Origin of the sequence: Streptomyces sp. NPDC006544 (assembly GCF_040611715.1) — a bacterium.
GTDB lineage: Bacteria > Actinomycetota > Actinomycetes > Streptomycetales > Streptomycetaceae > Streptomyces.
On record NZ_JBEXOV010000020.1, the window covers coordinates 85,939 to 95,764 of the forward strand.

The 9,826-nt window shown below is 71.6% G+C and carries 6 protein-coding genes; 1 reads left to right on the top strand and 5 read right to left on the bottom strand.

The features are described from left to right. Positions 1-48 precede the first annotated feature (48 nt). The 5 genes from ABZY44_RS12710 to ABZY44_RS12730 form a co-directional block, all read right to left on the bottom strand. Positions 49-999, bottom strand: a complete 951-nt coding sequence (locus ABZY44_RS12710; protein WP_356652830.1) for a zf-HC2 domain-containing protein — start codon at positions 997-999, stop codon at positions 49-51. Beyond that, positions 996-1,697: an RNA polymerase sigma factor SigM gene (gene sigM, locus ABZY44_RS12715; RefSeq protein WP_356652832.1), complete on the bottom strand. Its 702-nt coding sequence runs from the start codon at positions 1,695-1,697 to the stop codon at positions 996-998. The genes ABZY44_RS12710 and sigM overlap by 4 nt, the downstream gene beginning before the upstream one ends. 25 nt (positions 1,698-1,722) lie before the next feature. Further along, on the bottom strand, positions 1,723-3,447 hold the full coding sequence (locus tag ABZY44_RS12720) for a protein kinase family protein (protein WP_356652834.1): 1,725 nt from the start codon (positions 3,445-3,447) through the stop codon (positions 1,723-1,725). A 129-nt stretch (positions 3,448-3,576) separates the two neighbouring features. Beyond that, on the bottom strand, positions 3,577-5,754 hold the full coding sequence (gene murJ / locus ABZY44_RS12725; RefSeq protein ID WP_356652836.1) for a murein biosynthesis integral membrane protein MurJ: 2,178 nt from the start codon (positions 5,752-5,754) through the stop codon (positions 3,577-3,579). Between the two features lie 46 nt (positions 5,755-5,800). Next, positions 5,801-8,071, bottom strand: a complete 2,271-nt coding sequence (locus tag ABZY44_RS12730) for a DUF6049 family protein (RefSeq protein WP_356652838.1) — start codon at positions 8,069-8,071, stop codon at positions 5,801-5,803. Positions 8,072-8,256: 185 nt separating this feature from the next. On the opposite strand from ABZY44_RS12730, the gene ABZY44_RS12735 reads away from it, so the two are divergent. Beyond that, positions 8,257-9,723: a CCA tRNA nucleotidyltransferase gene (locus ABZY44_RS12735; protein WP_356652840.1), complete on the top strand. Its 1,467-nt coding sequence runs from the start codon at positions 8,257-8,259 to the stop codon at positions 9,721-9,723. Positions 9,724-9,826 lie beyond the last annotated feature (103 nt).

The window sequence follows — 9,826 nt, forward strand, 5'->3', positions numbered from 1 at the left end:
CCTACGACGCGTGCATTCCCGAGCTTTCCCTCCCGGTTCCCGAGCGGCTCAGCTCCGGGGGTAGGTGCTGGTCAGCAGGGGCTTCTCGACGGGGGCCCCGGGGGTGGCGACGCAGGCGGAGCCGACGACATAGGCGTCCACGGAGGCCGGGTCGCCCGGGTGCGGCAGGACGAGGAGGAAGACGTCGGATCCCTGGAAGCTGCCGGTCTCGAAGGCCAGGGGGCTCTCGGTACGGCCGGTGGCCTTCTGGACGCAGGTGGGAACATCCGGTGCTTCGCGGTCGCCGGGCGCGAGCTCCGGCGCGGGCGGAGAGCCGCTCTCCGCCCCGAACGTGTTGTTCTGCTGCTCAGGTGCCTTCTTCTGCGGACCTGCGGAGGCGAGGAGTTCCCGGACACTGCCCTGGAGCCCCTGCGCCGTGTACGGGTGCGCTCCGGACCGGGCCTGGGCGCTGCCGACGTCGGGGCGGGCGGACATGTCCTGCGCGTCCTGCGGGCCGGAGGTGAGGTTGAACAGCAGGACGCCGGCGGCGCAGGCGGCGAGCAGGCCGCCCGCGAGGGCGATCCGGCGGCGGGCACGACGGCGGCCGGGGCCGGTGGGGCCGGCCGGGTGACCGGAGGGCCGCGTCATGGCGCCCGTTCCGCCGAGCGGGGCGGGGGGAGGTGTTTCACGTGAAACATCGGTGTCCGCACGCCCGTCGGACGGTCCGCTCCGGCCGGCGGGCGCGCCGGCGCCGACCGGGGTGGTGGCGTCGAGCAGCGCTTCGGCGGCCAGGGCCGCGTCGATCCGGCCGGAGATGTCGGCGGGCATCCGGGCGGGCCCGGGGAGCGTCCCGAGCAGGGCGCGGATCTCCTCCAGGGAAGCGCGTACGTCGGCGCAGAGGGCGCAGTCGGCGAGATGGGCGCGGACCTCGGCCGTACGGGCCGGGGAGAGGAGGCCTTCCGCCAGCTCGGAGATCTCCGAGACGTCTGGGTGCCTGACCGTGCCGGTCGTGGGGCTCACGCTCGTCCACCTCCGCCCTTCACTGCGCTCGGATCGGGGGACGGGCCCCCGTGGTCTGCCGTCGGTGGGACGGTTGTCCCCGGTGTCCGGTTCCTTCCCCGCCCGACCTCGGTGTTATCCCCGGTATGCGTGCGCAGATGAGTGAGCAGCGGGGCGAGTTTCGCCCGGCCGCGGGCGCATCGGCTCTTCACGGTGCCGACGGGGACTCCGAGTACGAGGGCGGCCTCGGCCACGGGGTATCCCTGCATGTCGACGAGGACGAGCGCGGCCCGCTGTTCGGCGGGGAGGGTGCTCAGGGCGGCCAGGAGCTGGCGATGGAGGTCCTGGCGCTCCGCCGGGGCCTCTGCGGACTCGTGGGGCTCCAGAAGGCGCTCCAGGCGGTCGGTGTCGTCCAGGGGTGCCGTCCGGCGGGAGGCGGCCTTGCGGGCCCGGTCCAGGCAGGCGTTCACGGTGATGCGGTGGAGCCAGGTGGTGACCGCGGACTCACCGCGGAAGGTGTGTGCGGCGCGGTAGGCGGAGACGAGGGCGTCCTGCACGGCGTCGGCGGCCTCCTCCCGGTCGCCGAGCGTGCGCAGCGCCACTGCCCACAGCCGGTCGCGGTGCCGTCGGACGAGCTCTCCGAAGGCATCCGGATCTCCGGCGGCGTGCAGCGACAGGAGTTCCTGGTCGCTGCGGCCGTCGGCCGTGGTCTCGTCCAACGGTGGGCCCCTCCCCGGCTGTCCCTCAGCCCGTGAACTTCACGTCCGTGATGGCCTGCTTGTACCCGGCCCCGCTGTACGTATCGGTGCCCGCGTACGGCATCGCGGTGATCCAGACGAGGACGTACCGGGTCTTCACCGCGTTGTCGGCGGTCAGATCGAGGGAGCTGTCCGAGGTCTTGGCCGTGGCGATCTTCGGCATGGAGCCGATCTTGGCCGACGGGGACAGGGAATCGGCGGCGTACAGCGTCACGGTGGAGTGGTCGCCGGCGTACCGGAGCGCTATCGAGGCGGCCTTGACCTCCTGCTCGGAGCCGAGGTCGTAGACGATGCCGACACCGGCCTTGTAGTCGGCCTTCATCTCGGGGCCGTCGCGGAAGGACTTGGTGCGCCAGTACGTGGTGGCGTCCCCGTCGAAGGTGTTCTTGACACCGTCGGGGTCCTGGTCCTTGTCGTCCACCGAGTACTCGCGGGCGCCCGCGACGGGGTGGAGGACCGGCTCCGTCTTCACCGGGGTGTCGTCGCCCTTGGTGTGCGGGGTCTGGTTGCCGCCGTTGCTCCCCTGGTTGCCCCGGTCCAGCAGGGTGTCGGCGAGCTGCCAGCTTCCCAGGCCGAGGGCGGCGATCAGCAGGGCCGCGACACCCCACTTGAGGGCCCGGCCCGTACGGCTCTGGAGCGGCGGCGGGGGGACGGCGGAGATCGTCTGGACGGTGGGCATGCCGGGGGCCGCGGGCCGTCCGTAGCTGCCCTGCTGGTAGGTCGTGTGCTGGTACTCCGGGGGCGCGGTGAACGTGGGCTCCGGGGGCCGGATGCGGGGCATCGCGGCGACGGCCTTCGACAGCTCCTCCGGGGTGGTGCAGGCGGGTTCCTGACGGGAGGCGGTGGCCCCGTCGTTGGCGAGGGCGCGCATGGCGAGCTCGCCCAGTCCCCGGTGCACTCCCGCGCGGACCTGGTCGGGGGCGACCAGGCCGACTCCCTTGGGCAGGCCGGTGAGGCCGTAGGCGTCGTTCTCGTACGGCCAGCGCTGGGTGAGGGCGGCGTAGAGCAGGGCGCCGATCGCCTCGGTGTCCGCGCGCTGGGGGGTCTCGCTGGTGATGCCGCGCAGTGCGGCGTTCACGGCGAGGCCGCGGATCCGGTACTGGCCCGAGGAGGTGCGCAGTATGGCGCTCGGGGTCAGTCGCAGGTGTGCCAGGCCCTCTCGGTGCGCGGCGGTCATGGCCTGGGAGACCTGGCTGACGAGCTGGTAGGCCTCGTGCGGCTCCATGGGGCCGGCGGCGAGGACCGCGGTGAGCTCGGTGGCGTCGGGCAGCCACTCGTGGACGACGTAGACGAGGTCGTTCTCCTCCACGGCGTCGAGGACCTGGACGAACCGGGGGTCGCCGAGCAGGGCGGAGGAGCGGGCGGCGGCCAGTACGGCACGGGCCCGTGCGTGGTCGGCGGGCAGCAGGTGGACCCCCACGGCCCGGCGCAGCTTCTCGTCCATCGCGCGCCAGCTGCTGAATCCGTCCAGACGGGTGACGCACTCTTCCAGGCGGTAGCGCCGGGCGAGCTTGTGACCGCTGTGGAGTTCGGGTGCGGCCGCGGGTGCCGCGCCGACGCGATCAGCGTCCTTTTCGGGCATGGGTCCGTCCGCGGCTCGTCCGTCCTGGGTGTCCAGTCCGTCGGCCGTGACCTGGGCCGCCTCAGCGGCCGGCGGCTCTTCGCCGCCGTTGTCGGCCACGTCGACGGCAGCCGTGCTACGTTCCGCCACCGTCGTCCCCGCCTCCCCATTCGTTGCGCGCTGTCGGCCAGTCTGTGAAGCCATGCCAATTGTGCCCACAGTCCGGCGCTCTGCACGACACGCCAAGGAGCGGGGGCGGTCCCTCCGCGGGCGCGGGCATCAGCGGCCCAGGCGGCCGCGGACCATCCCGACCATGGCGTTGAGCTCTTCGATGCGCATCCGCTTGGCGGCGATGACGAAGACCGCCAGCAGGGCGATGCCGCCGGCCACCAGGGCGGCGAGGGATCCGAGGGCCCCGCTGCCGAGGAAGCGCAGGACCGCGAAGGCGACCGCTCCCGCGACCACGGCGGCGGGGACGCAGGCCCCGATGAGCCGGGTGTACGTGCGCATCACGTGCGCCCCGTCGAGGTCGCCCCCGAGCCGGGTGCGCAGCCTGCGCCAGGCGACGCCGACGCCGACCGCGTAGCCGAGGCCGTAGGCGGCGGCCATGCCCACGACGGCCCAGCGGGCCGGGAGGACGAGGAAGGCGAGGGAGGAGATGCCCGCGTTGACGGCGGCGACGATGACCGTGTTGTAGAACGGCGTCCGGGTGTCCTCGTAGGCGTAGAAGCCGCGCAGGACGACGTACTGGACGGAGTAGGGGATCAGTCCGAGGCCGAAGGCCATCAGGATGAATCCGATGTTCTGCGCGCTCTGCTCGCCGGATCCGGCGTAGAGGAGTCCGGAGATGGGGACGCCGAGGGCGAGGAACGCGAAGGCGCAGGGCACGATCGCCACGGCCGAGGTGCGCAGACCGTAGGAGATGTCGTCGCGGACGGCGGCCGCGTCGCCGTCGTGAGCGGAGCGGGAGATGCGCGGCAGGACGGCGGTCATGACGGAGACGGTGATGATGGCCTGCGGCATCTGCCAGAGCAGCAGGGCGTAGTTGTAGCCGGTGATACCGGTACCGCCGTGGCCCTGCTTGTCGGCGACCTCGCCGGCCCAGGTGGCGAGCTGGGTGACGACGATGAGGCCGAGCTGGTTGGCGAGGACGAAGAAGAACGTCCACTTGGCGAGGCCGGCGGCCTTGCCGAGCCCGTGGCCCTTCCAGTCGAACCGCAGGCGCGGCCTGAAGCCGGCGTCGCGAAGGTAGGGGACCATCGCCAGGGACTGGACGACGAGGCCGAGCAGGGTGCCCAGGCCCAGCAGGCGGACGCCGTCGGGAGTGATGCCGGCCTCGGTGACGCCGGTGGTGGTGAAGCCGCCGAAGGCCCAGATGAAGGCGCCGAAGGTGCTGATGACGACGATGTTGTTGAGGACGGGGGTCCACATCATCGCGCCGAAGCGGCCGCGGGCGTTGAGGATCTGACCGAGGACCACGTGCACGCCCATGAAGAACATCGTGGGCAGGCAGTAGTGGGCGAAGGCGACGGCCACGGCCAGACGCTGCGGGTCGTCGGCGATCTTCTGCGACATCATCCCGATGAACAGCGGGGCCGCGAGCACACAGATGACGGTGACGGCCCCCAGCAGGACCATGACGAGGGTCAGCAGACGGTTGGCGTAGGCCTCTCCCCCGTCCTTGTCGTTCTTCATCGCGCGGACCAGCTGCGGGATGAAGACCGCGTTGAGGGCGCCGCCGCCGACCAGGACGTAGATCATCGTCGGCAGGGTGTTGGCGACCTGGTAGCTGTCGTTGAGGGTGGCGACGCCGATGGCGCCCGCGATCACGAGGGTCCGCAGGAACCCGGTGACCCGGGAGACGATCGTGCCGGCGGCCATCAGGGCGCTGGACTTGAGCAGGCTGGAAGCGCGGCCGGCGGGCTTGCCGGGAGCCGGGGCCGCCACGGGGGCGTCCTCGGCGGGGCTACGGGGCGCCGCCTCCTGGTCCCGGTAGAGGTGTGCGAAGGCGTCGGGCTGCGGATCCTCGTCGGCGGCAGCGGTCACGAGCGAGTCCACGCCCACGAACTGGGTGGTGGTGGCGTGGTCGCCGTAGGGCAGGTGCCGGGAGGGGCCGTCCGGCTCGGGCGGCGGGGTCTGCGCCCAGACCCGCGGGTCCGGGGCGTACGAGGGGGCCTGGGGGGCCGCGTAGAGCGGTCCGGGCTCCTGGTAGGTACCGGGCGGGGGCGGGGGGTGCGAGGCCCGGTCGTAGAGGACCTCGGCCACGGGGTCCTGGGCTGACAGGTCCTGCGACCGGTACGGGTCGTAGGCGTAGGCGTCCTGGACGTACGGGTCGTGGTCCGGTGCGGGAGCGGGTGCGGGAACCTGACCCGGCACCGGGGCGCCGGGAGCAGTGCCCTGGGAGGGCGCGGGCCCGCCAGTGCCCTGCGCGCGGTCACCTTCGTACGGCGCGTTCATCGAAACCCCACCTCATCGTCCCCAGGCCGACCGGCCACGGCATCGCTCAACGGTCCACTGTCTCACCCGGGCCGGACGGGTCCGCGCTTTGCGGTCCGGTGTCCGGTGACTCGTCACTCGGCTGCGTGCTCTCCTCTTCCGCGGCGGCGCGTGCCGCGACGCGCTTGCGGCTGGCGTACATCTTGATGCCGGCCAGGACGAGGAGGAGAACGCCGCCGGCGATGACGAGCATGACGGTGGGAGTGACCTCGGTGGCCTCCACGGTGAACTTGCGTGCCTTGCCGTAGGGGACGCCGTCGGTCGTGTAGAGCTGCGCGGTCACCTCGACCGGGCCGCTCGCAGTGGCGTTGGCGGTGAACTTTACGGTCTGGCTGTGCCCACCCTGGACGGCGACCTCCTGTTGGGCCTCGCCGCCGTCCTTGAACGTCAGTCGGGTCGGGTTGGCGGACTTCACGCGCAGGACCAGGTTGTGCGTGTCCTGGACGAGGCTGTTCTGGACGCTGACGGGGATGGTCGCGCTGTGGCCGGAGAGGGTGGCGTCGGACTTGGGGATGACCTTGACCTTCTCGGTGAGGCCGATCAGGTACTGCTGCACCTGGTCCCGGTAGTCCCGCGCCGCGTCGGGGCGACCGCGCCAGGAGGTGGACATCTCCCGGTTGGTGGCGTTGCCGAAGGGGATCTCCACGCGGTCGGGCGCGGTCAGGATCACCTTGAAGTGGTCGAGGGTGCTCTGGGTGGTACGGATCTTCTCGAAGGCGGAGACCGGCAGTTCCTGCTTGCTCAGGGCCTCGGGGTACTGGCCGGCTCCCGGGACCTGGGTGGCGGCGCGCGGGTCGGGCGTGCTGGCGGCCGCGGCTTCCAGGTCGGCCGGCTGGGTCCAGCGGCCGGACTGCAAATTCCGTACCGCGGCGGCCATCGTCTGTGCCTGGCTGGCGCTCGGCGTCCGCTGCGGGGCCACCACGAAGCTGCGCTGGTTGTCGGTCTTCTGCAGGTTCAGGGCGAGGGTCTGGGCGAGGAACTGCTGCACCGCGAGGGTGGAGTCGCCGGCGCCGAGCATGTTGCCCTGGAAGGCGGTGGAGAGGTCTGCGTCGGCGACCACGGCGGTCGTGCCGGCGCCGATGGGACGGGCGGCCGACGGGGTGTAGCCGAGGGCGCCGGTCTCCTGGAGGCTGTCGCTGCGGGTGAGGACGTTGTGGGCGCCCGCCGATGTCGCGACGTTGACGATCGAGGGGTCGATCGCTCCCTCCACGGGCCAGGAGAAATCGGTGGTCGCGGGGACGTGCAGGACCGTCTCGACGGCCTGCTTCGCCTTGTCGGTGGCGGGCCGCAGCTGTCCCAGCGTCCCGGAGACGTCCTTGCCGCGGTGGGCGAGCGAGGCGATGTCGGGGTCCGCGAAGGGCAGCGCCACGACCTTCTTGCCCTGGACGGCGCTCTCCAGCGAGCTCAGCCACTGCTCGGCGATGGCCTTGTTCTTGCCCGGGACGATGCGGCCGTCCTCGGCGCGGACCCGGTAGCCCTTGGTCATGGCGTCGACCGTGTAGAGCAGGTCGGGGTCCATCACCCAGGTGATGGGCAGCTCCTTGCCGAGCGAGACCATCTGTTCCAGGCGGCCGCCCGGCCGCAGCTCGTCGGCCAGGCTGTCGTCGAGGAAGACGGGGGTCTGCAGCTCGTCCGAGCCGGTCTCCGCCGTCAGGTGCGTGCTGGAGATCAGCGGCCACACGTAGGTGAGCTGTGAACGCTTGGCCGCTGCTTCCGGCTGCCAGGGCAGGAAGGTCCGCTTGATGCCCAGGACCTGCTCGGAGGGGCGGCTCTCGGTCTCCCCGGACAGGGAGACTCCCAGCTGGTAGACGCCGTCCTTGTCCAGTTCCAGCTTGTTCACCGGAACCTTGAGGGTGAAGGGCTGGGACACCTTCGAGGGCAGCGCATCGATCTTCACGGCGAATTCGGCGTCGATCTCGGCGGGATCGGTGCCCGCCCGGAAGCCCCCGCGCTCCGCCGCCTCGTCGATGGAGGTGCGGTCCCCCAGGGCCGGACCGACCCGCAGGCCCACGTGCGCGTCGGTGATCTTCTCGCGGCCGTTGTTGACCACGGTGCCGGAGATGGTGAGGGTGTCGCCCTTGACCGGGGCGGCGGGCGTCAGGCCGTCGAGCTGGACATCGACGGTGGAGGCCGCCGCGTCGGCGGCCTGGGCCTCGGGAGCGGGTGAGTAGACCAGGGCGGCGAGTACCGGGGTCCCGGCGAGCAGGACGACGGCGCGCCGCAGCCAGCGTCGCCGGGCAGGAGCGGGCGCCCCCTGGATGTCTGCCGCCTCGGCCACGCGCTCGCCCGTCCCTCGAAGTGTCAGTGGTCGTCGTTTGTGCGTCTACGCATGGTAACGAGGCCCGCTGTGCGCGAGTGCCGCGCCTTGCTCCACATGATCGGGTCCCGCCCGGAGTGTCCGGGAGCCGGGGTGGCCACAAACGGGGAGGCTCCCGGCGGGCCGGGCACGTACCCTTTTCTGTTGTGCCGAACGCCATGGAAGACCACCCCAGTGTCCTGAGTCAGGGACAGTCCCTCGCAGTGAGCGAACTGCTGCGGGTAGCCCCTGTCGCCGACGAGCTCGGCCGCCGTTTCCAGCAGGCGGGATTCCGCCTCGCCCTGGTCGGCGGGTCCGTCCGCGACGCGCTGCTCGGTCGGCTCGGCAACGACCTCGACTTCACCACGGACGCCCGTCCCGAGGACGTCCTCAAGATCGTCAGGCCGTGGGCCGACTCGGTGTGGGACGTGGGCATCGCCTTCGGCACGGTCGGAGTGCAGAAGGCGGCCCGGGTGGAAGGCGCCGATCGAAGCTTCCAGATCGAGGTGACCACGTACCGCTCGGAGTCCTACGACCGGACCTCGCGCAAGCCGGAGGTCTCCTACGGCGACTCGATCGAGGAAGACCTCGTCCGCCGCGACTTCACGGTGAACGCGATGGCCGTCGCGCTCCCCGAGAAGGAGTTCGTGGACCCCCACGGCGGCCTGGAGGACCTCAGGGCAGGCGTGCTGCGCACACCCGGGACCCCGGAGGACTCCTTCTCCGACGACCCGCTGCGGATGCTGCGGGCAGCCCGTTTCGCCGCCCAGCTCGATTTCGAGGTCGCCCCCGAGGTCGTGGCGGCGATGACGGAGATGTCCGGCCGCATCGAGATCGTCTCGGCGGAGCGGGTGCAGGGCGAGCTGAACAAGCTGCTGCTGTCCGCGCACCCGCGCAAGGGCCTGGGCCTCCTCGTGGACACCGGGCTGGCCGAGCACGTGTTGCCCGAGCTGCCGGCGCTGCGGCTGGAGAGTGACGAGCACCACCGGCACAAGGACGTCTACGACCACTCGCTGATCGTTCTGGAGCAGGCGATCGCCCTCGAGGAGGACGGCCCGGACCTGGTACTGCGGCTCGCCGCCCTGCTGCACGACATCGGCAAGCCCCGCACCCGGCGGTTCGAGAGCGACGGGCGGGTCTCCTTCCACCACCACGAGATGGTGGGCGCGAAGATGACCAAGAAGCGCATGACCGCGCTGAAGTACTCCAACGACATGGTCAAGGACGTGGCCCGGCTGGTGGAGCTGCACCTGCGCTTCCACGGCTACGGCGACGGGGAGTGGACCGACTCGGCGGTGCGCCGCTACGTCCGTGACGCCGGGCCGCTGCTGGAGCGCCTGCACAAGCTGACCCGTTCCGACTGCACCACGCGCAACAAGCGCAAGGCGAATGCCCTCTCCCGCACCTACGACGGGCTGGAGGAGCGCATCGCCCAGTTGCAGGAGCAGGAGGAGCTGGACGCGATCAGGCCCGACCTGGACGGCAACGAGATCATGCGGGTCCTGGACGTCGGCCCCGGGCCCGTGATCGGCAAGGCCTACGCGTTCCTGCTGGAGCTGCGGCTGGAGAACGGACCCATGGGGGCGGACGCTGCCGCCGCCGCCCTGAAGGAGTGGTGGACCGCGCAGAACTGAGGCGGATCCTTGGCGGTGACCGGCGATGTTTCACGTGAAACATCGCCGGTCACCGACCGGTCACCGCTGTCGAGAGCGGTGACCGCAGCCGGATCAGGGGGAT

Bases quoted from the DNA above. Each gene is read 5' to 3' on its own strand.
- murJ (WP_356652836.1), bottom strand. From the start codon at position 5,754: ATGAACGCGCCGTACGAAGGTGACCGCGCGCAGGGCACTGGCGGGCCC.